This window comes from Klebsiella sp. CN_Kp100 (genome assembly GCF_040065315.1).
GTDB lineage: Bacteria > Pseudomonadota > Gammaproteobacteria > Enterobacterales > Enterobacteriaceae > Klebsiella > Klebsiella oxytoca.
Map to the genome: position 1 here is coordinate 62,769 of NZ_JBEAIJ010000058.1, position 25,185 is coordinate 87,953.

Annotated in this window: 23 protein-coding genes; 13 read left to right on the plus strand and 10 right to left on the minus strand. The window is 56.2% G+C overall.

Features of this window, described 5'->3' with window-relative positions; all coding sequences use genetic code 11:
- Positions 1-38 precede the first annotated feature (38 nt).
- Positions 39-851, minus strand: a complete 813-nt coding sequence (locus tag ABLV12_RS24865) for an AraC family transcriptional regulator (RefSeq protein WP_064396024.1) — start codon at positions 849-851, stop codon at positions 39-41.
- A gap of 156 nt (positions 852-1,007) precedes the next feature.
- On the opposite strand from ABLV12_RS24865, the gene ABLV12_RS24870 reads away from it, so the two are divergent.
- On the plus strand, positions 1,008-1,913 hold the full coding sequence (locus ABLV12_RS24870; RefSeq protein ID WP_004101980.1) for a LysR family transcriptional regulator: 906 nt from the start codon (positions 1,008-1,010) through the stop codon (positions 1,911-1,913).
- Here ABLV12_RS24870 and ABLV12_RS24875 read toward each other — a convergent pair.
- On the minus strand, positions 1,910-2,809 hold the full coding sequence (locus ABLV12_RS24875) for a LysR family transcriptional regulator (RefSeq protein ID WP_348867430.1): 900 nt from the start codon (positions 2,807-2,809) through the stop codon (positions 1,910-1,912). The genes ABLV12_RS24870 and ABLV12_RS24875 overlap by 4 nt on opposite strands.
- A gap of 103 nt (positions 2,810-2,912) precedes the next feature.
- On the opposite strand from ABLV12_RS24875, the gene ABLV12_RS24880 reads away from it, so the two are divergent.
- On the plus strand, positions 2,913-4,076 hold the full coding sequence (locus ABLV12_RS24880; RefSeq protein ID WP_004112935.1) for an MFS transporter: 1,164 nt from the start codon (positions 2,913-2,915) through the stop codon (positions 4,074-4,076).
- Positions 4,077-4,093: 17 nt separating this feature from the next.
- Here the strand turns inward: ABLV12_RS24880 and ABLV12_RS24885 are convergent, their stop codons facing one another.
- Positions 4,094-5,503, minus strand: coding sequence for an MFS transporter (locus ABLV12_RS24885; RefSeq protein ID WP_064396021.1), 1,410 nt, complete (start codon positions 5,501-5,503; stop codon positions 4,094-4,096).
- A gap of 289 nt (positions 5,504-5,792) precedes the next feature.
- Here ABLV12_RS24885 and ABLV12_RS24890 point away from each other — a divergent pair, with 289 nt between their 5' ends.
- From ABLV12_RS24890 to mgtU, 5 genes are all read left to right on the plus strand, one after another.
- Positions 5,793-6,305, plus strand: coding sequence for an anti-virulence regulator CigR family protein (locus tag ABLV12_RS24890; RefSeq protein WP_348867431.1), 513 nt, complete (start codon positions 5,793-5,795; stop codon positions 6,303-6,305).
- Positions 6,306-6,717: 412 nt separating this feature from the next.
- Complete coding sequence (locus ABLV12_RS24895) at positions 6,718-7,413, plus strand: MgtC family protein (protein ID WP_026055962.1); 696 nt, start codon at positions 6,718-6,720, stop codon at positions 7,411-7,413.
- Positions 7,414-7,568: 155 nt separating this feature from the next.
- A complete protein-coding gene (gene mgtA / locus ABLV12_RS24900) occupies positions 7,569-10,301 on the plus strand; it encodes a magnesium-translocating P-type ATPase (RefSeq protein ID WP_004101988.1) in 2,733 nt (910 codons plus the stop codon).
- 18 nt (positions 10,302-10,319) lie between these two features.
- Positions 10,320-10,412 carry a protein MgtR gene (mgtR, locus tag ABLV12_RS24905; RefSeq protein WP_004101989.1) on the plus strand — a complete coding sequence of 31 codons (93 nt, stop codon included), beginning with the start codon at positions 10,320-10,322 and terminating at the stop codon, positions 10,410-10,412.
- An 11-nt stretch (positions 10,413-10,423) separates the two neighbouring features.
- Positions 10,424-10,510 carry a magnesium transporter protection protein MgtU gene (gene mgtU / locus ABLV12_RS24910; RefSeq protein WP_251009858.1) on the plus strand — a complete coding sequence of 29 codons (87 nt, stop codon included), beginning with the start codon at positions 10,424-10,426 and terminating at the stop codon, positions 10,508-10,510.
- A gap of 50 nt (positions 10,511-10,560) precedes the next feature.
- On the opposite strand, the gene katG is transcribed toward mgtU, so the two are convergent.
- On the minus strand, positions 10,561-12,744 hold the full coding sequence (gene katG / locus ABLV12_RS24915) for a catalase/peroxidase HPI (protein ID WP_032746086.1): 2,184 nt from the start codon (positions 12,742-12,744) through the stop codon (positions 10,561-10,563).
- A gap of 265 nt (positions 12,745-13,009) precedes the next feature.
- Entirely contained in the window at positions 13,010-13,942 is a 933-nt protein-coding gene (locus tag ABLV12_RS24920) for a LysR family transcriptional regulator (protein WP_348867432.1), read from the minus strand.
- Between the two features lie 99 nt (positions 13,943-14,041).
- Here ABLV12_RS24920 and ABLV12_RS24925 point away from each other — a divergent pair, with 99 nt between their 5' ends.
- Both ABLV12_RS24925 and ABLV12_RS24930 read left to right on the plus strand, forming a co-directional pair.
- Positions 14,042-14,476 (plus strand): DMT family transporter, encoded by a 435-nt coding sequence (locus ABLV12_RS24925; RefSeq protein ID WP_016809042.1) that lies wholly within the window; start codon positions 14,042-14,044, stop codon positions 14,474-14,476.
- 11 nt (positions 14,477-14,487) lie between these two features.
- The gene (locus ABLV12_RS24930) at positions 14,488-14,952 is read left to right on the plus strand and encodes a DMT family transporter (RefSeq protein WP_064396016.1); all 465 of its coding nucleotides are present in this window, start codon (positions 14,488-14,490) and stop codon (positions 14,950-14,952) included.
- Positions 14,953-14,983: 31 nt separating this feature from the next.
- Here the strand turns inward: ABLV12_RS24930 and ABLV12_RS24935 are convergent, their stop codons facing one another.
- Positions 14,984-15,697, minus strand: coding sequence for a B3/4 domain-containing protein (locus ABLV12_RS24935; RefSeq protein WP_160886835.1), 714 nt, complete (start codon positions 15,695-15,697; stop codon positions 14,984-14,986).
- Positions 15,698-15,740: 43 nt separating this feature from the next.
- On the opposite strand from ABLV12_RS24935, the gene ABLV12_RS24940 reads away from it, so the two are divergent.
- The 3 genes from ABLV12_RS24940 to ABLV12_RS24950 all read left to right on the plus strand — a co-directional run bounded on the left by ABLV12_RS24940 (position 15,741) and on the right by ABLV12_RS24950 (position 19,297).
- Entirely contained in the window at positions 15,741-16,343 is a 603-nt protein-coding gene (locus tag ABLV12_RS24940; protein WP_004101997.1) for an XRE family transcriptional regulator, read from the plus strand.
- Between the two features lie 186 nt (positions 16,344-16,529).
- Positions 16,530-18,449 (plus strand): penicillin-binding protein 2, encoded by a 1,920-nt coding sequence (gene mrdA, locus ABLV12_RS24945; RefSeq protein ID WP_004102000.1) that lies wholly within the window; start codon positions 16,530-16,532, stop codon positions 18,447-18,449.
- 104 nt (positions 18,450-18,553) lie between these two features.
- Positions 18,554-19,297, plus strand: a complete 744-nt coding sequence (locus ABLV12_RS24950) for a glutamine amidotransferase (RefSeq protein ID WP_016809039.1) — start codon at positions 18,554-18,556, stop codon at positions 19,295-19,297.
- A 2-nt stretch (positions 19,298-19,299) separates the two neighbouring features.
- On the opposite strand, the gene ABLV12_RS24955 is transcribed toward ABLV12_RS24950, so the two are convergent.
- Positions 19,300-19,848, minus strand: a complete 549-nt coding sequence (locus ABLV12_RS24955; protein ID WP_016809038.1) for a TetR/AcrR family transcriptional regulator — start codon at positions 19,846-19,848, stop codon at positions 19,300-19,302.
- A 114-nt stretch (positions 19,849-19,962) separates the two neighbouring features.
- Here ABLV12_RS24955 and ABLV12_RS24960 point away from each other — a divergent pair, with 114 nt between their 5' ends.
- Positions 19,963-20,745 carry an SDR family oxidoreductase gene (locus ABLV12_RS24960; protein WP_064396008.1) on the plus strand — a complete coding sequence of 261 codons (783 nt, stop codon included), beginning with the start codon at positions 19,963-19,965 and terminating at the stop codon, positions 20,743-20,745.
- Between the two features lie 306 nt (positions 20,746-21,051).
- Here ABLV12_RS24960 and ABLV12_RS24965 read toward each other — a convergent pair whose 3' ends face one another.
- The 3 genes from ABLV12_RS24965 to ABLV12_RS24975 form a co-directional block, all read right to left on the minus strand.
- Positions 21,052-22,533 carry an aspartate aminotransferase family protein gene (locus ABLV12_RS24965; protein ID WP_348867433.1) on the minus strand — a complete coding sequence of 494 codons (1,482 nt, stop codon included), beginning with the start codon at positions 22,531-22,533 and terminating at the stop codon, positions 21,052-21,054.
- A 9-nt stretch (positions 22,534-22,542) separates the two neighbouring features.
- The gene (locus ABLV12_RS24970; protein ID WP_017145898.1) at positions 22,543-23,928 is read right to left on the minus strand and encodes a diaminobutyrate--2-oxoglutarate transaminase; all 1,386 of its coding nucleotides are present in this window, start codon (positions 23,926-23,928) and stop codon (positions 22,543-22,545) included.
- Between the two features lie 307 nt (positions 23,929-24,235).
- Positions 24,236-25,171 (minus strand): ABC transporter substrate-binding protein, encoded by a 936-nt coding sequence (locus tag ABLV12_RS24975; protein ID WP_017145897.1) that lies wholly within the window; start codon positions 25,169-25,171, stop codon positions 24,236-24,238.
- Positions 25,172-25,185 lie beyond the last annotated feature (14 nt).

Sequence of the window (25,185 nt, forward strand, 5' to 3'; positions counted from 1 at the left end):
GCGCCGCGCGGGTATTGAACAAAATTGCACAGTTTCAGCTAGCGGCTCGCCTGAACGATAGCCTGGTAGCTGCCCGGCGTGACGGCAAACTGTTTTTGAAATGCGCGGGTCAGGTGGCTTTGGTCGGCAAAACCGGCCATGAAGGCGGTATCGGCGAGGGAGTGACCCTCCATCAGCAGACGACGCGCCAGACGAACGCGGGACTGTATCAGATAGGCGTGCGGCGTGATGCCGGTCGCGCGCGCGAAGCCGCGGATCAGCTGAAAGCGGCTGAGACCGCAAAGCCTGGCAAGCGCCTCAAGAGAGATTTTCTCTTCGGGGGCATCATCGAGATATTGTCTGGCCAGCACGATGGCGGGGGAGCCGATTTTGCCCGGCCGCCTGGCGCAGAGATGAAATTGGCAAACCTGCATCAGGCAGAGCAGCAGCGCTTCTTCCACGGCGGCGTCATCCGGCGCGCTGGCAACGATCTCGCGAAACAGCCGCTGCATTTGCCCGCGCAGCATCGGGTCTTCGACTACCGGGCGCAGGAAGATCTCTTCAGCCTTCATCTCTCCCTGCAACTCGTCAACGACACGCTCAGGATCGAGATAGACCATCTGCCAGCTGCGCGGGCCATCCAGCGGAATACCATCGTGCATCTCGCCCGGATTAACCATAATGATATTTCCGGCGACGGCCTCAATTTTGCCCAGATGGCTCCACGAATGCTGCGCGCCTTGAGTGAAAATCCCGATACCGAACTGGTCGTGGGAATGGCGCGGAAAGCGCTGATCCGTGGCTAACGATATGGCTTCCAGGCCTGGCATGGCCAGCCGGTGCTGCTGAACGTGATGAAGGCGGGTTTTCAACGGTTTCTCCTGCCGGTGCATCCCATGAGTGTAGCCTCAGGCACGCAGGACGAGCAACGGTCGACCGGCGCTTGAATTTCATCAACTCTGAACATAACATTTAACTAACATTTTGCCTGCTGCACCGGCAGCGGATTGCGCAAACAGTGGATGATAATGGATATTAAACAGCTTAAGTACCTGATTGCGCTCGACAGAACACGACATTTTGGCCAGGCCGCAGCGGCGTGCCACATTACTCAGCCTACGTTATCAATGCGTATTCGCAATCTCGAAGAAGAGCTCAATTTAACCCTTATCCAGCGCGGACAGCGCTTTGAAGGATTTACCCCGGAGGGCGAGCGTATTCTGGCCTGGGCGCGAGCGCTGCTGGCGGCGCATGACGGATTAGAAGCCGAGGCGGCTATCTGTCGGGGGCAGATGGTCGGCCAGCTAAGGGTGGGGATGGTGCCTTTAGCCAGCCTTAATCCGATGCAGTTGATAAAACCGCTGGCGGAGAACTATCCGGAGCTGCAGTTCAGCCTGCTGTCCATGACGTCGGAACAGATTATCGACGGCGTCAGCCGCAACCAGCTGGATTTAGGGATCTGCTACCTGCACCACGTCGATAGCCAACTGTTCAACGTGCTCTGGCTGCCGCATACGCGTATGGGGCTGCTGCATGATAAACGTCATTATCAATTTACCGATGCGACGCCGGAGTGGGAGACGCTGGCCGCGCTGCCGCTGGGCTTTCTGACCAAAGGCATGTACTACCGAGAATCGATTGAAATGAGCTTTAAGGCCAAGGGGCTGGCGCCAAAATACGTTTTTGAAAGCGACTCCACGTTTCAGATCATCCAGGCGGTGCAGGCCGGGATCTGCTGCGCGATTATGCCGCTGAATAACGGACTGGAAGCGTTAAGCGATAACCTGGAAATCAGGCCGATCGCCGAAACGGAGGTCGACTCGATGCTGGCGCTGATCATGCGCAACAAAGAGCCGGTGTCGTCGCTGGCGGAAAAATGCTTTGCCGATGCCCAGGCGATTTTTAGCGAACGCCAGCAGGATGAAGGCGCTTAGCCTGCCATCTGCCTCTGGATAAATTCAAGCCAGGCGCGCATTCTGGCGGGCATAAAATGGCGCTCCCGATAGAGGGCTGAAAGCTGTAACGGCGCCGGCGGTAACTCAAGCGTGACTTCCTGTAGCTCCCCGCGATTGATAAACGGGCGGCAGGGTTGTTCCCCCAGAATAGCGAATCCGACGCCGGCAAGAGCGGCATGCAGCGCCATTTCGCCGCTGTTGACGCGATAGTGTCCGCTGACGTTAACCTTTTTAAAGCTCCCGTCCGCCGCGACAAACTGCCAGGCTTGCCCCGCGAGGGCGCTGACGGTGGTGATACAGGGTAGCGAGGTTAATTGCTCGCTGTCTGTCGGCATACCCGTTCTGGCGATCAGCTGCGGGGAAGCGACCACGCAGCAGGGAAAAGAAAAGAGCGGGCGCGCAATAACGCTGATGTCTTCCATTTTGCCGCGAGTGATGATCACCGCAATATCCACATCCTCTTTTAACACCTCCGTTCCCGCCAGATTAGTCGTACAGCTCACGGTTATTTTTGGGTAGCGCAGGGCAAATTGCGCCATTAGCGGCGCAAACAGCGAGGGGCCAATTTCGTTAGGGAGACACAGGCGTAGGAGCCCTTCGGGTTCTGCCTGCTGTTGCGTTAGCTCAGCTTCCGTAGCGGCTAGCTGCTCCAGCACGGGTCGCATACTGGCGAGCAGCGTCTGACCGGCAGAGGTCAGCTTCATATGTCGGGTACTGCGCTGTATCAAGCGCAGCTGATGGCTCTGCTCAAGCTGGGATATCTGTCGGCTCACGTTCGATGAGGGCATCTGCAGCGCTTTTGCGCCGGCGCTAAACGAGCCATTTTCCGCCACGGTGACGAAGACCCGCAGCGCGTTGAGATCCAATCTTTTCACTCTCGATTATCCCAATTTTGATAACTAACAACCCCATTTTTACCGTCTTATGTCCGGTTTTACCAGACGCTAGACTCCCCGTATTACACAGTCAGGAGTGTACATGCCCGGATATCTGGTACGAATAACGTTGATCATGGCTTTTGTTCAATTTATCAACGCGCTCGAATATATGATTTTTAATCCCTTATTTGCCTGGATGGCGCCGACGTTTCAGGTGCCGGTAAGCCAGGCGGGTTACGTCACCGGCATTTATACTCTGGCTTCCGTCATTGCGGGGGTCAGCGTCTGGCGATGGGTCGGTAACGTTAAACCGCAGCGCTTTTTGCTCTGCAACATGGCCCTGCTGGGGGGATTAACGATAATGACGCTGACCACCACCAGTTTTAGCGGATTGTTATTTTGGCGTTTTCTCGCCGGTCTGGTCGGCGGAACAACGATGGGGGTGGGCAGCAGTTTGCTGGTCAACATTATGCCAGCACACCTGCGTCCTCGGGCGTTGGCCTCAACGATTGCCGCATTCTCGCTGGTCAGCATCGTCGGCATGCCGACGATGTTATTTCTCAGTGAAAAAATCGGCTGGCAGATAGCCCCCGCGACGATCGGCGGACTCTGCCTGATTGCGTTGCCACTGATAAAACTCGCGCTGCCGGAACAGACCATTGCGGCGAACCGTCAGGCAGATTTGCGCTGGTCTTCATCGGTGCTGTTTTACGCCTCCGGCAACGCCCTCGCGCAGTTCAGTGCGATGTTAATCATTCCGCTGCTGGTTCCGTTACTGACGGCGAAAATGGGGGCCAGCGGCGATCAATTACCGTGGTTCTTTTTCGCTGGCGGACTGGCGGGGCTGTGCGCCACTAAACTCACCGGCAAGCTATGCCAGCATTACAGCGGCTACCGCATCAGCCTGCTGGCCAGCCTGCTGTTTATACTGAGCCTGAGCATCGCTTTTACCTTCAACCACGGCGGCGGGCTGTTTATGGTGTTGTTTCTGGCGGCCGCCTACTGTCGCCTGGTGGCCTCATCGGCAGTGGCGATGCGTTTTCCAGAGGATGGCGCCAGGGCGGGGTTTACCCTTTTACAGAATACCCTGATGTCATTAAGTACGGCGGCGGCTTTTCTGCTTTCATCATGGTTGTTATCGGTTGCCGGGAATGGCGAGCGGGCGATGAATGGGATATTGCTGTTCTGCGCCCTGAGCGCATTGCCGCTGCCGTGGCTACTACGGGTTCAGGAGAAAAAATTAGCCGCGCGCGCCGCCGGTTAAACCGGCGGCGGCAGTCATCAAATATTCTCCAGGCTAATCCCTCGGGTTTTTGGTCCAAAGATGCCTACTGAGAGCATCACCATCAGCATGCTGGCGACGATAAAGCTAATTACCCCGGGTGTACCGGCGTATTGCAGAATAATGCCGATCAAAATGCTGGTGATCGCCGTGGACAGGCGGCTAAACGAGTAGCAAAAGCCGACCGCCCGCGCGCGAATATGGGTCGGGAAAACTTCGGCCTGGTAGGCGTGATAGCTAATGGTTAGCCAGGCGTTTGACCAGGTGATCATAAACCCGCAGATCACCAGCAGCATCGGACTGTTCTGAAGCGCAAACAGGGTACCAAATACCACCGTCATCAGCGCGGAAAGCACAATTTGCCATTTGTTTTCAAAACGATGGACGAAGCGGGTACAAAACAGGCAGCCAATCGGATAGGCGAGGGTAATAAAAAATGCATACAGCAGGCTGTGGGTGATGCTCGCTCCCTGGCCGGAAAGCAGGGCCGGTAGCCAGTTGCCGAAGCCAAAGAAGCCGATGGCCTGGAAGAAGTTCATCACCATCAGCATAATCGTGCGTTTGCGGTACTGCGGCGCCCAGATCGCTTTAAAACTTCCCAGCCTGCGCGGATGCTCCTGCGTCTGCACCTGATGGCGCGGCGAGGGAGAAACGCCGCAGCGCTGTTCCATTTCGCACATGACCTTATGGGCCTCATCATGGCGGCCCTTTTCCTCCAGCCAGCGCGCCGATTCCGGCAGCTTCTTGCGGATGACCCAGATACTCAATGAGCAGAGCGCGCCGAAGATAATCACCCAGCGCCAGCCGGTCAGGCCGAAAAGGGTAATCGGCACCAGCATCCACGACATCAGCGCCACGGCGGGAACCGATAAAAACTGAATAAAGAAGGCGAAAGCGAAGGCTTTATTGCGCAGATGCGTCGGCACCCATTCGCTTAAGTAAGTGTCGATGGTCACCAGCTCAATACCGAGACCGATGCCCACCAGAAAGCGGCAGAAGATAACCCCTTCAGCGCTGCTTTGCAGGGCCATCATCAGGGAAAACACGCCGTACCAGGCGAGGGCGAACATAAACGTCAGGCGGCGGCCCAGTTTGTCCGCCAGCGGCGCAAGCAGGCTGGCGCCGATAAACAGCCCCATAAAGGTAGACGAGGCGAAGGCGGCCTGGTCTGAAATCCCGAAAATACCCTGTTCGCCGGTATGGAAAATATTCTCTGCCAGCAGCCCGGTACTGATATAACCGGTCTGAAAAAGATCGTAGAGCTCGAAGAAACCGCCCAGCGCCAGAAGGGTGATAAAAGACCACAGGCCAACGGAGGCGGGCAGCGCATCAATGCGAGCGGTCAGGCTGGAGTGGGAGCGTCCCGGAGAGGCGAACGCGGCGTCGCCCAGGACCTGGGTGGTAGACATATTATTATTTTCCTTAGATGAAATGTTTGCCTGCTAATGTTATTTGATTGTTAATGGTTTTAAATTTTTAATCGCATCGGTGAAAAGGCATTTGCAGAATAAAATAATGTGAATAAGGTTTGGTTGGCGTTGTATGCTGGTTTCTGCGTTTGACCCGCCCAAAGGTTGAAGGAATTCACCATCATGCCGCTAAGTTTTGACCAGAATTTCATTTAGGAAAACGAGAGATTGTTGCGCTGAGGTTATTCATCTACATTCATAGCGAGTACTCCCTCTCAGGAAAAAAATCATGTCCAGAAAGCAAGTTTTGCAAGCGGCGCTGGCGGCGGCGCTTTCGCTGACCATGATGGCGACGCCTGTTTTCGCCAACCCCGGTAACGGCAACGGCGGCGGTAATCATGGTAATAGCGGTAACCATGGGAATAACGGTAACAACGGCAATAGCGGTAAAAACAACGTTGATAAGGGCAACAAGGGTCATAAAGAAGGAAACCCGGGGCAGAGAAAAAATTACGTCAAACCCGATCATGTCTCTGCCGATATCAGCTTCTCCAGAGCGCGTTCGCTGGCGGTAAACTACGGTTTAACCGGCTATCAGTCGCTGCCGCCGGGGATAGCAAAAAACCTGGCTCGCGGAAAACCTCTGCCGCCGGGGATTGCCAAAAAAGCGGTTCCGGCATCGATGCTTAACGAACTGCCGTACTATCCTGGCTATGAATGGCGCGTGGTGGGCCAGGATTTGGTGCTAATCGCGCTAAGTACGGCGATCGTGACGTCGATAATTAATGGCGTCTTTGATTAGTCAATTAACCCCGGTTCGCGCCGGGGTTAAGGTTATCGTGGCGGGAGTTGCGCATTAAGGTCATTCTAAACAAATCGTCACTAAAGCGAGATTTTAACTTTACTCGAATAATTGAATGACTATAATGAGCACAAATTCACGCAGGAGAAATATGTTGGACAGTCACCCTTACTTAAACATCAAGGCAAGCTGACGCTATTTTTTCTGCGCTGCTTGCCAACCGGCGGGCAGCAATCTCCTCATCCAGACGATTGCATCCCATAAAAATAACGCAGCATGGCTGCGAGGATAATCGTCATGTTCATGTTTAAAAATACATTATTCCCTCCACCGTCAACACGACGTTAATCGCCTTCCGGGCGACAATTTGTCGTGTGCTTAATAAAGCACATAGTTAATTCTTCCAGCAAAAATGGAGGAAACTATGTTGATGTTTCCTTATATCGCAAATTTACTTGCCGCGATGCTGTTGGGCGCGCTGATTGGCGCTGAAAGACAGTGGCGTCAGCGTATGGCCGGCCTGCGCACCAACTCGCTGGTCGCCACCGGCGCGGCGGTTTTTATTCTGAGCTCCATTTCAACATCGCCGGACAGCCCCGGACGTATTGCCGCGCAGGTGGTATCCGGAATTGGTTTTCTCGGCGCCGGCGTCATCATGCGTGAAGGCATGAACGTGCGCGGCCTGAATACCGCCGCAACCCTGTGGTGCTCTGCGGCGATTGGTGTACTCTGCGGTTTAGGCCAGTTCTGGCAAGCAGCGGCGGCAACGCTGATAATCCTCTGCGCCAATATTCTACTGCGCGAAGCGGCGCAGAGAATTAATCAGATCCCCGGCGCGACAGAAGAAGAGAAATGCTACGTTCTGAATATTGTCTGTCAAAGCGAATATGAAAATGCGATTCGTCAGCTATTGCTTAATATCAGTAAAGAGATGACGCTCAGCCTTCAGGGACTGGTGTCGACAGCAGCAAAAGAACAAGGGCATAAAGAAATCCGCATCGAACTGGTGGGAAATACCGACTGTCGAAAAGCGCGAGATCTCATTATGACAAGAATTGGCGGGGACGAAAACATTACGTCAGTCCGCTGGTGCGTCGAGGGGAGTTAACCTCGTGACTATTTCACTCTGACAATCATTTGTCTAAGGAGGGAATGATGGATATTCCCAGGCGATTAAAGTAATAAGCCTTTAATAACGTAAAAATGAATTATGCATAAGTCATTTATGCAGGGATAACGACGTCTTAAATTTGAGGATTAATCATGACTGACATGAAAATAGAAAACCGGAAAATAAACCGGTCTGCGTCAGAAAATGATAAGCAGCATAAAAAAAGCTTCGCCATTGAAACCGAGGCATTTAACAGTCCGGATCATACGCTGGCGCGGTTAAACAGCAGTCGCCACGGGCTCACCACCGAAGATGCCCTTGAACGACTGGATGAATACGGCCGCAATGAAGTGGCGCATGAGCAGGCGCCGCCGGCGTTGATCCAGCTTTTGCAGGCATTCAATAACCCGTTTATCTATGTCCTGATGGCGCTGGCCGCCGTCAGCTTCGTGACCGATTACTGGCTACCGCTGCGTAACGGCGAAGAGACCGATCTGACCGGGATCATCATTATCGTCACGATGGTTAGCCTGAGCGGGTTATTGCGTTTCTGGCAGGAGTTTCGCACCAACAAAGCGGCGCAGGCGCTGAAATCCATGGTCCGCACCACGGCGACGGTGCTGCGTCGCGGTCCCGGGAATATGGGGCCGGTGCAGGAAGAAATTGCCATTGAGGAGCTGGTGCCCGGGGATATCATCTTCCTGGCGGCGGGGGATCTGGTTCCGGCAGACGTCCGCCTGCTGGAATCCCGGGACCTGTTTGTCAGCCAGTCGATACTCAGCGGCGAGTCGCTGCCGGTTGAAAAGTATGACGTTCTGGCCAGCGTTTCCGGTAAAGGATGCGACAGGCTTCCCGAGCCGAATAAAGATAAAAGCCTGCTGGAGATGGGCAATATCTGTCTGATGGGCACTAACGTGACCAGCGGCAGGGCACAGGCGGTGGTGGTGGCCACCGGAAACCGTACCTGGTTTGGTTCGCTGGCGAAATCCATCGTCGGCACGCGTACTCAGACGGCGTTCGACCGCGGGGTAAACAGCGTTAGCTGGCTGCTGATCCGCTTTATGCTGGTGATGGTACCGATTGTGCTGCTGATTAACGGCTTCAGCAAAGGTGATTGGGTTGAAGCCTCGCTGTTCGCCCTGGCGGTAGCGGTTGGCCTGACGCCGGAAATGCTGCCGATGATCGTCAGCTCCAACCTGGCGAAAGGCGCTATCGCCATGTCGCGGCGCAAAGTGATCGTCAAGCGGCTGAACGCCATCCAGAACTTTGGCGCTATGGACGTGCTGTGTACCGATAAAACCGGTACGTTAACTCAGGACAATATCATCCTTGAGCATCACCTTGATGTCAGCGGTCATGAGAGCGACCGGGTGCTGACGCTGGCCTGGCTTAACAGCAGCAGCCAGAGCGGGGCGCGCAACCTGATGGACCGGGCGGTGCTGCGCTTTGGCGAGGGGCGGATTGCGCCAGCGACCAAAGAGCGTTTTGTCAAACTTGATGAACTGCCGTTTGATTTTGTCCGCCGTCGGGTCTCGGTGTCGGTGGAAGATGTCCGCCACGGTGACAAAAGCCTGATCTGCAAAGGCGCGGTCGAAGAGATGCTGATGGTCGCCACGCATCTTCGTGAAGGCGATAACGTTGTGGCGCTGGATGAAACCCGACGCGATCTGCTGTTAGCCAAAACGAAGGACTATAACGCCCAGGGCTTCCGCGTGCTGCTGGTCGCAACCCGCAAGCTGGATGACTCCGCGCTGACCACGCCGCTATGCACCGCCGATGAGCAGGGATTGACGGTTGAAGGGATGCTGACTTTCCTCGATCCGCCGAAAGAGAGCGCGGGAAAAGCCATTACCGCGCTGCGCGATAACGGCGTGGCGGTGAAAGTGCTGACCGGCGATAACCCGGTGGTTACGGCGCGTATTTGCCTGGAAGTGGGCATCGATGCCCACGGTATTCTGACCGGCGCCCAGATTGAAGCGATGACGGATCGCGACCTGGAGCGAGAAGTGGAAACGCGCTCGGTATTCGCGAAGCTGACGCCGCTGCAGAAGTCGCGCATCCTGAAAACACTGCAGAAAAACGGCCACACCGTCGGCTTTCTCGGCGACGGCATCAACGATGCGCCAGCCCTGCGCGATGCGGACGTCGGTATTTCGGTTGACAGCGCGGCGGATATCGCCAAAGAGGCATCGGATATCATCCTGCTGGAAAAGGATCTGATGGTGCTGGAAGAAGGGGTGATCAAAGGACGTGAGACGTTCGGCAATATCATTAAGTACCTGAATATGACTGCCAGTTCTAACTTCGGCAACGTCTTCTCGGTACTGGTGGCCAGCGCGTTTATTCCGTTCCTGCCGATGCTGGCGATTCATCTGCTGATTCAGAACCTGATGTACGATCTCTCCCAGCTCTCGCTGCCGTGGGACAAAATGGACAAAGAGTTTCTGCGCAAGCCGCGCAAGTGGGATGCGAAGAATATCGGCCGTTTTATGCTGTGGATTGGCCCAACCTCGTCCATTTTTGATATCACCACCTTCGCGCTGATGTGGTACGTGTTTGCAGCAAATCACGTCGAAGCCCAGGCGCTGTTCCAGTCCGGGTGGTTTATTGAAGGACTGCTGTCGCAAACGCTGGTGGTGCATATGCTGAGAACGCAGAAAATTCCGTTTATCCAGAGCCGGGCGACCTTGCCGGTGCTGCTCACCACCGCGGTGATTATGGCTATCGGGATCTACATTCCGTTCTCGCCGCTGGGAGCGATGGTCGGACTGGAGCCGCTACCGCTGAGCTACTTCCCATGGCTGGTCGCGACGCTGCTTAGCTATTGCCTGGTAGCGCAGGGCATGAAGCGTTTCTATATCAAACGTTTCGGTCAGTGGTTCTGACGATAAGGAGGCGCAGAGATGAATCGTTCTCCGGATACCATCATCGCGCTGATATTTTTCCTGATGGGTTTGCTGGTGCTGCTGTTAGCAATCTGGCAAATCCTGTTCTGAAAGGGGGCGCGATGCGCAGAGGATCGCTGGATAAAGTCTTTATTCAGGTGGCGATTATTGCGGCCATCATTATTCTGCTGACAATCTGGATTAGATAAGAGGATCCCGGGCCAGTGGCCCGGGATGTGCATTTCTGCCGGTAAAGATGTTACAGATCGAAGCGGTCGAGGTTCATCACTTTGGTCCATGCGGCGACAAAGTCACTAACGAACTTTTGCCGCGCATCGCTGCAGGCATACACTTCTGCCAGCGCACGCAGGACGGAGTTAGATCCAAAGACCAGGTCAACGCGGGTCGCGGTGTATTTCTCTTCGCCGCTCTTACGGTCGCGACCGATAAACAGCTCAGCGTGCTCATCAGCGGCTTTCCAGACGGTGCCCATATCGAGCAGATTGACGAAGAAATCATTGCTCAATACGCCCACGCGGTCGGTAAACACGCCGTGACGGCTGCCGTCGAAGTTAGCGCCCAGCACGCGCAGGCCGCCCACCAGTACCGTCATTTCCGGCGCCGTCAGCGTTAACTGCTGCGCCTTATCAATCAGCAGCGTTTCGGTGGAAATGCCGCCGCCAATGCGGCGATAGTTGCGGAAACCATCGGCCAGCGGCTGCAGCAGATCCATCGCTTCGACATCGGTCTGATCCTGGCGCGCATCGACGCGGCCTGGAGCGAAGGGGACGCTAACCTGAACGCCCGCCGCAGCGGCAGCCTGCTCAATGCCCACTACGCCAGCCAGAACGATGATATCGGCCAGCGAAGCTTTACCGGACGCCTGCTGAATCGCCTGCAGGGTCGGCAGCACGCGGGTTGCGATAGCGTTCACCGGCCAGGCATTCTGCGGTTCCAGCGCCAGACGTGCGCCGTTGGCGCCGCCGCGTTTATCGCCACCGCGGAAGGTGGAAGCCGACGCCCAGGCCACGGAAACCAGCTCGCTGACCGACAGACCAGCATCGGCAATAGCGGTTTTCAGCGCGGCGATGTCTTCTGCGCCCGGGTTGTGGATCGCTGCCGGTAACGGGTCTTGCCAGATCAAATCTTCTTTCGGTACTTCCGGACCCATATAGCGGGATTTCGGCCCCATATCGCGATGGATCAGTTTAAACCACGCGCGGGCGAAAGCCTCGTTAAAGGCCTGCGGATCGTTAAGGAAGCGACGGCAAATTTTATCGAATTCCGGGTCAAAGCGCAGCGTCAGGTCAGTCACCAGCATGGTCGGCTTACGTTTTATCTCTGGATTAAAAGGATCAGGGATAATTTCAGGGCCGTCTTTCGCTTCGAACTGAATCGCGCCTGCCGGGCTACGGGTTTGTACCCATTCATATTTGTACAGGTTTTCTAAGAAGTAGTTGCTCCACTGAGTCGGCGTTTGCGTCCAGACAACCTCAAGACCAGAGGTGATGGCATCCGCGCCTGCGCCGCTGTTGTAGCTGTTCGCCCAACCGAGACCCTGCGCTTCAATCGGCGCCGCTTCCGGCTCTGCGCCTACGTGGGTGGTCACCGCAGCACCGTGCGTTTTACCCAGCGTATGGCCACCGGCGATCAGCGCGACGATCTCTTCATCATTCATCGCCATATTACCGAAGGTAGCGCGAATCGCTGCGGCTGCGGAGAGCGGGTCGCCGCTGGCGTTGGGGCCTTCCGGGTTAACGTAAATCAGACCCATTTCAGTGGCGCCAATGGCCTGCTGATTCAGGCTTTCCGGATGGCGGTGAGCCAGCCATTCGGTTTCATTACCCCAGTCAACATCCAGATCCGGTTCCCAAACGTCTTCGCGGCCGGCCCCGAAGCCAAAAGTACGGAAGCCGGAATTTTCCAGCGCCACGTTGCCCGCCAGCATATAGAGGTCGGCCCAGGAGATTTTCTGACCGTATTTCTGTTTTATCGGCCACAGCAGGCGACGGGCCTTATCGAGGCTGACGTTATCCGGCCAGGAGTTGAGCGGAGCGAAACGCTGCTGACCGCGTCCGGCGCCGCCGCGACCGTCAACGGTGCGATAGGTACCGGCGCCGTGCCATGCCATACGAATAAACAGCCCGATATAGCTGCCCCAGTCCGCTGGCCACCACTCCTGCGAGTCATTGAGCAGGGCATGCAGGTCGGCTTTCAGCGCTGAATAGTCGAGCTTTTTAAACTCTTCCCGATAGTTAAAGTTCTCCCCCAGCGGGTTAGAGCGATTGGAGTGCTGGTTCAGCAAATCGACGCGTAGCTGATTGGGCCACCAGTCGCGGTTGCCGGTACCACCGCCCGCGCTCTGCGTTGGCGTTGGCGTTTCGGCGTGAAAAGGGCATTTCCCTGCGGATGGGGTGTTCGATGGATCGTTTGACGTGCTCATATCAGGCTCCGTTTGCTTTTGTGAATGCCATTACGATATACACTGCTTCGAGTAAACGATATGTGAATAAAACTACGGATTTAATAGATAATTCCGTTCAATTGCTCTTGTAAAAACCGAACATATGTCATTGTTGAATGATTAGTTTTCGGTATTAACGCGAACACAATAATAGGAACCTCAGGGTAAAGGAATCGTTAAAACCGCTTCAGCGCCGGGGAAGACGCATTGTTTGCGTTACGACAATTTTCATGCGTAAAAAAGCTTAGCGCTGCCAGTATAAAGGCGTACCAAAAACGTCGACAAAATAGTCAATTACCGTCCGTACGTTTAGCGAAGGGTGGCGAGCGTGAGGATAAATCGCCGACACTGGCGAAGGCGTGCTGCTAATCGCGGCGGTGTAATGAGGCATCAAATGAATCAGTCTTCCCGCGCCAATGGCTTCGTTGACCATCCAGTCGGGAAAAAGTACTACCCCCATGCCGCCCAGCGCGGCGGTCAGCAACGCATCGGCGTTATTGGATGCCAGCTGCGGGGTTTGCGGATAGTGAACCCATTCGCCTTCCGCGAGGCGAAATAACCAGCGGTTAGGCCCGTTTGAACCGCTGTACACCAGCGTACTGTGCTGGCGAAGATCTTCCGGCCGCTGCGGAACACCGCGACGCTGCAGATAGCGCGGGGCGGCAACCAGATAGTTATGCTGCATCCCCAGCACTCTGGCATGAACGCTGGAATCGGGCAGGCTACCGATGCGGAAAATAACATCGGTCGCCTCCCGGTGCGGATCGATAAAATCATCGGTCAGCGCCAGCTCAATTTGCATTTGTGGATAACGTTCGCTCAGACCCGGTAGCCATGGCGCAATATGGCGCTGGCCAAAGTAGACCGGGGCGTTGATTCGCACCAGCCCCCCAGGCTCAAGGCTCCGATCCTGCAGGTCGCGTCTGGCGGCGCTGAACTGTTCGCTGATGCCTCTGGCATGTTCGGCAAAAAGACGTCCGGCTTCGGTGGGCACCACTGCGCGGGTATTACGATAAAACAGCTGTTGGCCGAGGGAGTCTTCAAGCTGATGAATGACGCGCGACACCATGGACGGGGAAACGCCTTCCCGTCGCGCCACCACGGAAAAGCTCTGGCTGTCGTACACGGCGATGAACAGCTGTAGCGCCCGAAAATTCACATTACCCGCATCGCTCATTTATGCAATATCCGCAAAAGTGTTTCCCTGATTGTACCGTTTTTCACACTACTTCGCTGTTTTATGCTCTACCGCCTGATTAATAAGCGGAATTTAATGATGCAGTTATTACTGATTTTTCTGGTGATTGCCGGCGGCATGGGTCTGTCCGTCGAAGCCGGGCTACTGGGACCGCTGGCCGGTCAGGTAGGGGATTTATGGGCGACGTTCAGTATATTTGGCGTCGGGAGCGCCCTCACGTTTTTGCTGATGCTGCTGTTTGGCCCGCGCCAGAGCCCCTCATTTTTCTCTTTACCCGGCTGGCAGCTCACCGGAGGCGTGCTGGGCCCCATTTACGTCGTCATTTTAACCGTTGCCGTACCGGTGATCGGTATCGCTATGACCATGATCGGCATTCTTGCCGGCCAGGTCTGTAAAAGCCTGCTGATCGACCATTACGGCCTGTTCGGTTCGCCAAAACGTAAAATCGATGGGCGGCGGCTTATTGCTCTGCTGTTAATCGTTGTCGCCCTGGTTCTGATTGCCACAAGCTGAGGTTGTAAAAAATGAGTAGCATAATGATTTTGTTGGCGCTGGTCGGCGGCGCGATGCTGAGTATGCAGGCGGCGATCAACGGCCGTTTAGGCAGTCAGGTTGGTGTGTTTCGTAGCGCATTTCTCACCTTCGCCGTGGGAGGATTGATCACCGCGCTGCTGATTTTGTATTTCGAGCCTCCCCAGACGATGACGCTGCTCGATGTGCCGAAATGGCAGCTGCTGGGGGCGTTTTGCGGTGTACCCTATATCGTGATTATGGTGCTGGCGGTTCAGCGTATCGGCACCGCGACGGCCACGGTAGCGGTGATTTTTGGCCAACTGGCCATGAGCCTGCTGATTGATAATTTCGGCTGGCTGGGAAATGACGCCATCGCTTTCTCCCCGGGCAGGCTGGGGGCGATCGTCTGTCTGGGGCTGGCGTTGTTCTTTATTTATCGCTCCAGTTCAGTGGCCGCAGCGGAAGATAAGCAGTAGAGAGACATCTGTTTTGCCCGGTAGCGATACGCTACCGGGCGCCCCCTGTCAGCCAGACGTCGGCCGTTATCAGCTGCGAATACATTTTCGCTTCGGGCATCATCGACAGTAGACCGGCCATCAGCATTTCTCCTGCCTCATGAAGCGCGCTAAGCGGCATTTCCGGCAGACTTTCAAGAATAAACCACATCCGCGGACTCTCTACGCTCAGGCGAGTGCGTACTCCCTGTCGCCAGTTCCAGCGTCGGCAGGTCACCCCTGCGTCATCGCACCAGACCACTTCACCCGCGTCGGGGTTTTCGAAGACGATCTTTCCCTCTTTGACGGTATCGAACGGCTCGCTGCCGTCGGCGATCCTCAGTTGCGGGACGCCAACGTAAGCCGCCAGGTTTTCCCCACCGACCGGCACGGCGTAGCGCAGGCTCACCGCATTATACAGATCGACGATCGGATCGAGCGCTGCCATTTCGCCATCGCGCAGCACCCGCCTGCGCAAGGCTTCCGCCGAGCAGGGCGTGCGCTTAGGCTTTGCGCCAAAGGCGCGGAATACCTCGTTCCAGGCCTGCAAATGTACTTCCGCCCACTGCGGCTCACCGGCGATAACCGCACGGCAGGCGGAACGGAGCGCTTCAGCGCCAACCTGCGGCGCGCGTACGGGAGCAGAGATAACATCAATGCTCAGGGCGCGAAAGCCGGGAGCCAGCGCCGACACCTGTGGGCTGATTGACGGTAATACGTTATTCATTGGATAATCCTTTAACGACTATTTTAAAGCATGATATCGACCGATGACCAAAAAAGTCAATATAACGACCGGGGCGGGTGCTGATGCCGCCAGCATCAATGAAGCCGTTGCGGCGCGCATTAAGCGCTATCGGGCGGAAAAGAAGATCTCCCTCGACGAGCTATCAAGGCGCGCGGGCGTCAGCAAAGGGATGCTGGTAGACATTGAAGCCTGCCGGGCTAACCCGAGCATTGCGCTGTTATGCCGTCTGGCGTCAGCCATGGGCGTTGCGGTGGCCGATTTCGTCAATGTTGCCTCCGCGCCGCCGGTAAAGGCGATCGCCGCAGGCGATATCCCCACGCTGTGGCAGGGTGAACAGGGCGGCCACGCGCGACTGCTGGCCGGAACCAGCGGTCCAGATATGGTGGAACTCTGGCAGTGGAGTCTTTATCCGGGCGAAATTTTTACTTCTCCGGGCCACGGAGAAGGGACCACGGAGCTGCTTTTTGTGACCGAGGGCGCCCTGACATTAACGGTGAACGACAGCCTCTATTTGATTCCCGCCGGTGATTCAGCCGTCGCACGTACCGACGCTCCGCATAGCTACGCTAACGCCGGCGAAACGGTGACGCGATTCACCATGACGGTCAGTGAAAAAGCGCGCTAGCCATTCGCCTCCGTCGATCTTACGATGGAGGTTATTTCAGTGACAGTGTCACTTTAAATCTCTAACATGCTGATACATTTCTGCCAAATCATTAGCAACCTTTCGGTAGGGCTCCCGCTGCGATAACGCTATTCTTCCCCGCTTTTCCTTTTTCAGGCCCTTTGTAACCCAGGTAAATGCCCGCTAATGTCCCTTATGAGAGATGAAATTCGCGACCATTCAGCGGAAGAGATGCTATTTATCCGCCGTGCCGTCATTGCGTTTCTACTGGTGGTGGTCTGCTTTGCTGTCCTGATTGTTAACCTCTACCGCCTGCAGGTAGAGCAGCACGACTTTTATCAGACCCGTTCAAACCAGAACGACATTAAAATGCTGCCCATCGCGCCGAGCCGCGGGCTGATTTTCGACCGCAACGGCATCCCGCTGGTACAAAATATTACCCTCTACCGTTTGCAGGTGATCCCGAGCAAAATCGCCGATATGACGGCGCTGCTGCAGCAGCTGACGCCGATTGTTGATTTAACCCCGCAGGATATCGCCGACTTCCGCGACGATATGCACCACACCAGCCGCTACAAAGAGGTGACCTTAAAATCGGACCTGAGCGATGTTGAGGTGGCGCGTTTTGCCGTCAATGAGTTCCATTTTCCCGGCGTTACCGTAGAGAGCTACCAGCAGCGCGCTTATCCCTACGGCGCCGAGCTGGCGCACGTGGTTGGCTATGTCTCGAAGATCAACGACAGCGATTTGCAAAAGCTGGCCAAAGCCGGCGAAGAAGAGAACTACGCCGCCGACCATAATATCGGTAAGCAGGGCATCGAAGGCTACTATGAGAAAGCGCTGCACGGCACCACCGGTTATCAGGAAGTTGAGGTGGATAACCACGGGCGGGTGGTGCGTCTGCTAAAAGAGGTGCCGCCGGTGGCCGGGAAGAACATCTACCTGACGCTGGATTTGCATCTGCAGCAGTATATCGAGTCGGTGCTGAAGGGGCAGCGCGCGGCGGTGGTCGCCGTCGATCCGCGCGACGGCGGCGTGCTGGCGATGGTTTCCAGCCCCAGCTATGACCCGAATCCCTTTGTCAGAGGCATTGGCTACCAGGCCTATCGTTCGCTGCTCGAAAACCCCGACCGTCCGCTGATTAACCGTGTCACCCAAGGGCTCTATCCGCCCGCGTCGACGGTGAAGCCCTACATGGCGCTGTCGGCGCTATCGGCGGGCGTAATCACGCCAACCACCTCCTTCTTCGGCGCGCCGACGTGGACGCTGCCGGGAACCCAGCGCCGCTACCGCGACTGGCTGAAGAGCGGCCACGGCATGCTTAACGTCACCAAAGCGATCGAAGAGTCGGCGGATACGTTTTTCTATCAGGTGGCGTTTGAGATGGGGATCGACCGTATTCACGAGTGGCTGAGCAAGTTCGGTTACGGTCAGTCTACCGGTATCGATCTTAACGAAGAGTATGCCGGGGTGCTACCGAGCCGGGAGTGGAAACAGCGGGTGCATAAAAAACCGTGGTATCAGGGGGATACCATTTCCGTCGGCATCGGCCAGGGCTACTGGATTGCCACGCCGATCCAGATGGTTAAAGCGCTGACGACCCTGATAAATAACGGCAAAGTGCAAAATCCGCATCTGCTTTACTCCATGAAGCAGGGGAATAGGGTCGAGCGCTATCAGCCACCGCAGAATCTGCCGCAGATTGGCGATCCGCATTCGCCATACTGGGACGTGGTACGCAACGGTATGTACGGCATGGCGAACCTGCCAAACGGCACCGGGTATAAGCTGTTCCATACCGCGCCGTACCAGATCGCGGCAAAATCGGGGACGTCCCAGGTCTTCAGCCTGAAGGAGAATCAGACCTACAACGCGAAGATGATCCCGGTTCGCCTGCGCGACCATATCTTCTACACCCTGTTTGCGCCGTATCAGCATCCGAAGGTGGCGATGGCGCTGATTCTGGAGAACGGCGGCGGCGATGGCGTAGTGGCAGGACCGACGGCACGCGCCATCCTCGACCATATCTTTGACCCGGCCAACGCGCCGGCTGAACAGGGTGCTGCGGCTGCGGTGCCGCAGGTGGAGAGCGCGGACGCGCAGTAGACGTTATTCGCCCGGAGCATAAGCGTTAGCGGATTGGTTATTTGCCGCCGCTGGCGCTTTTGCTCATAGTAGGGCTCTGTGTTGTTGTGAAAAAAGGCCCTCCGATGTCGTTAAGCCGAAATACGCTTCTCATTGTGCAGACCGGCACCCCGCCGGATGAAATCGCCTCCGACCACGGCGATCTGCCCTCCTGGTTTGGTCATTTACTGGCGCCGTGGCGCAATAAAATCAGCGTGGCGCGAGTGTTTGCCGGGGAGACGCTTCCCGCCCCGGATAACGCGACCGTCGCGGTGATTACCGGCTCATGGGATATGGTGACCGAACGCCTGCCGTGGAGCGAAATGACCGCGGCCTGGATCCGCGAGGCAATGGCAATAGAGATGCCGCTGTTTGGCGTCTGCTACGGGCATCAGCTGATGGCGCATGCGCTGGGCGGCGAGGTGGATTACCATCCTGCCGGGCGCGAGGCCGGAAGCAAAACTATTTCGCTGTCAGAAAGCGGGCGGGCGGATCGTCTTCTGGCCGATCATCCGGCGCCGTTCAGCGCGCATCTGACTCATATGCAAACGGTCACCCGATTACCGCCGGGGGCGACGGTGCTGGCCTCGTCGCAGCACGATCCGCACCAGATTGTGCGCTACGGCGCCCATGCCGTCTCCACCCAGTTCCACCCGGAAATCACGCCGGCGATTGCTCGCTCGCTGATCGCGTACCGTCAGGCGGCACTGCGCAACGAGGGTATTGACCCGGATAAGCTGAGCCTTGAGGTTGAGGAAAGCCCGGTGGCCTCGGCGATTTTGACCCGCTTTGTTGCCGGCTATCTGCCGCCGGATCGGGAAACGGCGTAACGTTAGCGCTGGTTTTCCTCAAGCCAGGCCGCCGTTTCACGCAGGATTTCATCTGAAAACGCCGAATCAGCGGTCATTCGCGCCAGAATCAATGCCCCGACCATGGCAGACCAGTTGCCAATCGCCGCACGACGGCTCTTTTCCGGGTTTTTCTCATTAATCGCTTCGCTGAGATAAGCTATCTGCTGCTGCAGTCGCGCGGTCATTTCATCGCGTGCGGATTCAGACTGGCGGATGGTCTCCGCCGCCAGCGCTGCCAGCGGGCAACCGCTGGCAAAATTATCCCGGTGCTCAGGTGAGAGATAACGTGCGATAAGCGATTCGACGTCGTTATCCGCCGCTTCGCTCTCTATCTTCAGTTCAGCAAGGGTTTGTGCGATCAGGTCATCCTTCGATTTAAAGTAGCCGTAAAATCCGCCGTGGGTCAGACCGGCTGATTTCATAATATCGGTGACCGTGACCGCGTCAAAACCGCGCTCACGAAACAACCGGCCGGCGGCGGTCAGTATTGTCTGCTTATTCTCTTCAACCTGTTTTCTGCTCACTCTCATGGCGTTTTCCTGCGATAAATTATTTATGATGACCATCATATAACAATATTTACAGCTTACCCAGCTCGTGCCATTATACATGACGATCATCATGTATAATTCAGGAGTGTCGTTATGAGTAGTCAATCAGCAGTACTGGTGACCGGGGCATCGACAGGTATTGGCGCAGTCTATGCCGAACGTTTTGCTCGCCGCGGTTATGACCTGGTGCTCGTTGCGCGTCATCTCGAGCGGCTGACGGCGCTGGCCGAGCGGCTGCGCGGTGAAACCGGCGTTCAGGTCGACATCCTGCAGGCCGACTTAACTCAGGATAGCGACATTACCGCAGTCGAGCAGCGACTGCGGGAAGAGGCACAAATTGGGATACTGATTAACAATGCCGGCACGTCGATACCCGGCGATTTTCTTAACCAGAGCAGCGCCGATATCACTCGGCTGATTACCCTCAACGTTACTGCCGTGACCCGCCTGGCAAACGCTATCGCACCGCGTTTGGCTCGGGCTGGAACAGGGTCCATCGTCAATATTGCATCGGTGGTTGGGCTGGGCCCGGAAATGGGCCTGACCGTATACGGCGCGACAAAAGCGTTTGTGCTGTTTCTTTCGCAGGGGCTCGACGTTGAGCTAAGCGCGAAGGGCGTATACGTGCAGGCGGTCCTGCCTGCGGCCACCCGTACCGAAATCTGGCAGCATAGCGGTAAAGATGTCAACGCCATTCCCGGCGTTATGGAGGTGGAGAAACTGGTGGATGCCGCCCTGGTCGGTTTTGACCGCCGCGAATTGGTCACCATACCGCCGCTGCAGGACGAAACGCAGTGGCAGACGCTGAACGCGACGCGTCAGGCTATGCTGCCCGCTTTCGTGCAATCTGAGCCAGCGGCACGTTATCTCGCCTGATCGTTTGTTTGTCTCACCGTGTATCGGAAAGGAGAGTCGATACCCGGTGCGACAACATCGCGCCATCGCACGTCCGGCGCAGATATAACGCCTCCGGGGAAAGCGCCCGAAGTGGCAGAATTTCCCGGAGGCGATGCTGCGCATCTGCCCGGGCTACGCGTCCTCAGCAGTCTGCAGGACTGTAGCCCGGGCAGGCGCCTTGCGCCGCCCCCGGGAAATGGCGTGACAACGTCACAAGCTCAGGGCGAAACCCAATAAAAAAGCCGATAAGGTAAGTTATCGGCTTTCGTGGTCAATGCGAAAAGCTTACTGCGCCAGCAGCTCCTGGGCGGTGCGATCGACCAGGCTCAGCAGCACCTTCACGTCATCTAACGTAACGATCGGGTTCAGCAAGGTCAGCTTCAGGCAGGTAACGCCGTTGTGCTCGGTCACCCCGACGTTAGCGCGGCCGGAGGCTAGCAGCGCATCGCCAACCCGCTGATTGAGCAGGGCGATGGCGGCGTCGTCGCTGCCCGCCATCTGCTGCGGACGGGAACGGAACAGCACGCTCGCCAGCTGCGGCTGCATCACCAGTTCCAGCGTCGGCTGCGTTTCGACATAATCCGCTACGTTCAGCGCCATCGTCACGCCGTGATCGATGATTTCCGCGTACTGCTTCTGGCCCAGCGCCTCAAGACCCATCCACAGCTTCAGCGCGTCGAAGCGGCGGGTGGTCTGCAGCGATTTGGACACCAGGTTCGGTACACCATGCTCTTCATCGAACTCAGAGTTCAGATAGGCCGCCTGATAGCGCATCAGCTCGTAGTGACGGGCTTCTTTTAACAGAAACGCGCCGCAGCTGATGGTCTGGAAGAACTGCTTATGGAAATCCAGAGTGATGGAATCCACTAAGTCAATGCCGTCCAGACGATCGCGATACTTCTCAGACATCAGCAGCGCGCCGCCCCAGGCTGCGTCAACTTGCAGCCAGATCTGATGCTCTGCCGCGACAGCCGCGATTTCTCGCAGCGGGTCAATGGCCCCCGCGTCGGTAGTGCCAGCGGTAGCGACAATCGCCATAATCTGCTCGCCGTTAGCCTGAGCCTCGGCGATTTTCGCTTTCAGGTCCGCCACGTCCATCCGCGCGAATTGGTCGGTTTTCACCAGCGTCACGGAACGGTAGCCGAGGCCCATCAGCGCCATGTTCTTCTGCACCGAGAAGTGGGCATTTTCAGAACACAGTACTTTGTAGCGACGAACATCGCCCGGTAGACCATCCTGCTGGATGGAGTGGCCCTGGCGGGCAAAGAAGGCATCGCGCGCCAGCATCAGGCCCATCATGTTGCTCTGGGTACCGCCGCTGGTGAACACGCCCGCATCGCCAGCGCCGTAGCCGACCTGCGCACGCAGCCATTCAATAAGCTTGATCTCAATGATGGTGGCTGACGGGCTTTGATCCCAGGAGTCCATGCTCTGGTTGGTGGCGTTAATCAGCACTTCCGCCGCCTGGCTAATCACCAGGCTCGGGCAGTGTAGATGCGCCACGCACTGCGGGTGATGTACCGACAGGCTGTCTTTCAGGAAGTACTCGATCGCACGTTCAATCGCCGCCTGGTTGCCCAGACCCTGTTCGTTGAAATCAAGGGTGATGCGCTCACGCAGTTCGTCAACGCTTTTCCCCTGATACATTTCAGGCTGCTGCAACCACTGCGCGACAGCCTGGCTGGTCTGGGCGATCGCTTGCTGATAGGCATCAATACTCTGTGCGGAACCAGCAAGAATCGGATTCAACTTGGACATTGCGGTCACTTACTCCACTCAGACCGGTTTTACGCCGGCGGCCAGCAGGGCCTGTTCAAATTTGTCGAAGAAAATTTCCAGCTCAGCGTTGCTGATCAGCAGGGACGGCAGCAGACGCAGCACGCAGCCGTGGCGACCGCCGCGCTCGAGGATCACGCCCGCTTCGAAGCATTTCTTCTGCAGCAGGGCGGAGAGTTCGCCGTCCGCCGGGTAGCAGCCCATGTGATCCGGCGCTTCGTTCGGTTTAACGATTTCAATACCGATCATCAGGCCCAGACCGCGAACGTGGCCAATCACCGGATAGCGTTTCTGCATCTCGGCCAGCTTGCCCTTCAGCCATTCGCCCTGAGCGGCGGTTTTATCCGCAATGTTATTGTCTTTCAGGTGGCGCAGGGTGGTCAGGCCGGTCGCCATCGCCAGCTGGTTGCCGCGGAAGGTGCCGGTGTGGTGACCCGGTTCCCAGGCGTCGAACTGCTTTTTGATACCGAGAACGGCCAGCGGCAGACCGCCGCCGACGGCTTTCGACATCACGATAATGTCCGGCTCGATGCCCGCGTGTTCGAAGGCGAAGAATTTACCGGTACGCGCAAAGCCAGCCTGAACTTCATCGACGATCAGCAGAATGCCGTGTTCCTGAGTCACTTTACGGATGCGCTGCAGCCACTCGACCGGAGCCGGGTTCACGCCACCTTCACCCTGAACGGCTTCAAGGATCACCGCCGCCGGTTTACGCACGCCGCTTTCGACGTCGTTGATCAGGTTTTCGAAGTAGTAGGTCAGCGCTTTTACGCCGGCTTCACCGCCGATACCCAGCGGGCAGCGGTACTGGTGCGGGTAAGGCATAAACTGCACTTCCGGCATCATGCCGTTAACCGCCGCTTTGGGCGACAGGTTACCGGTGACGGACAGCGCGCCGTGGGTCATCCCGTGGTAACCGCCGGAGAAGCTGATCACGGAAGTACGGCCGGTGTATTTTTTCGCCAGCTTCAGCGCCGCTTCTACGGCGTCAGCGCCGGAGGGACCGGTGAACTGCAGGCAGTATTCTTTACCTTCGCCCGGCAGCAGGGAAAGCAGGTATTCAGAGAAGCGATCTTTTAACGGAGTGGTGAGATCGAGAGTATGTAACGGCAAGCCGCTGGTAATGACACTTTGGATGCTCTGCAGCACATCAGGGTGGTTGTGACCGAGAGCCAGAGTACCTGCGCCGGCAAGGCAGTCGAGATACTGTTTGTTATCCGCATCGGTCAGCCAGACGCCTTCCGCTTTAGTAATCGCAAGGGGCAGCTTGCGCGGGTAGCTCCTGACATTCGATTCGAATTCAGCCTGACGGGCCAAAAAGGTATCGTTGTTTGCATCTAATAAATCTGCGCCTAAAGTATCAATACGGACTTTATCCGTCATCATATCACTCCCACAACCAGCGTTACGGTTGAGCGCTGGTTGAATAAAATGGTGTAAGAAAATGAATCGCCATGCATTAAAGCGGGCACAATATATGGCTTTTTAGAACCGCGTTCAACGTTTTATTGATTAAGCTATATTTACGTTATTTTTACACTGCAAAATTAACGCATAAAGCATTGATAAAAAAGAAGTGTTTTAAAGGATGAAAGACCTTTAAAATTGTAATTATTAGTGAGGGATTCTCGCAATTTTTATTACTGCCGCCTGGCTATTGCTGGCGAAAGATTTCCGCCAGCAATGGTATGACTTAGTGCAGTTCAACCGCATAATTCGTTAAAGGTGTGACTTTTTTCACCAACTTGTTGTTATATAAAAACTGTTCATAAGCTTCATAACGAGGTTTATCCAGCGCTGCCGGATCGCTGGCAAACAGAGGAAGAGTTTTCAGCCAGGCCTGCTTGTTCAGCTCCGTGTTAAGTTCAGGATGCGCGTCGGCAAACGCCTGCCAGGTTTCCTGCGGATGAGCGCGAAGGTAAGCAACGCCTTTTTGCAGCGCTTGCAGGAACGTCCTGATTTTCGGTGCGTTGACGTCGTCCCGGTTGGCGACAATCACCAGCTCATCGTAGGCCGGGACGCCGTAATCCTCGACGTTCATCACCTGCGGATCTTTCCCCTGAAGCTGCAGTTCCAGCGCTTCGATATTACGATAGCCGCCAATCACCGCATCGACCTGTCCGGCCAGCAGGGCGCTGGTCAGCTGAAAGTTAACATTGATGAGCTTGATGCTTTTGGGATCGATTTTCGCGTGCTGTGCCATAGTGGCCAGCGTCGCCTGTTCGATTCCGCTTACCGAATACCCCACTTTTTTGCCCTGCAGATCGGCGGGAGATTTGATGCTTTTATCCAGCGCGATCACCGTGTTCAGCGGCGAATTAATCAGCGTGCCGACGCGGACCAGCGGCAGACCTTCATCGGCAAAAAAATGCACCTGCGGCTGGTAGGTAATCGCCAGGTCCGCCTGGCGGGCGGCGACTAATCGCGGCGGCAGCGCCGGGTCGGACGGTGGCACAATTTTAACGTCCAGACCCGCCTCTTTAAAGGCGCCAATCTGTTCAGCCACCACGATCGGCGCGTGGTCGGGATTGATATACCAGTCCAGCACCAGGGTGAGTTTTTCATTGGCCAGCGCCTGACCGCTGAACAGCGCGGCAAGCGTGATACCGGCATAAATACGTTTACGCATGGTTAGTCCTTTTA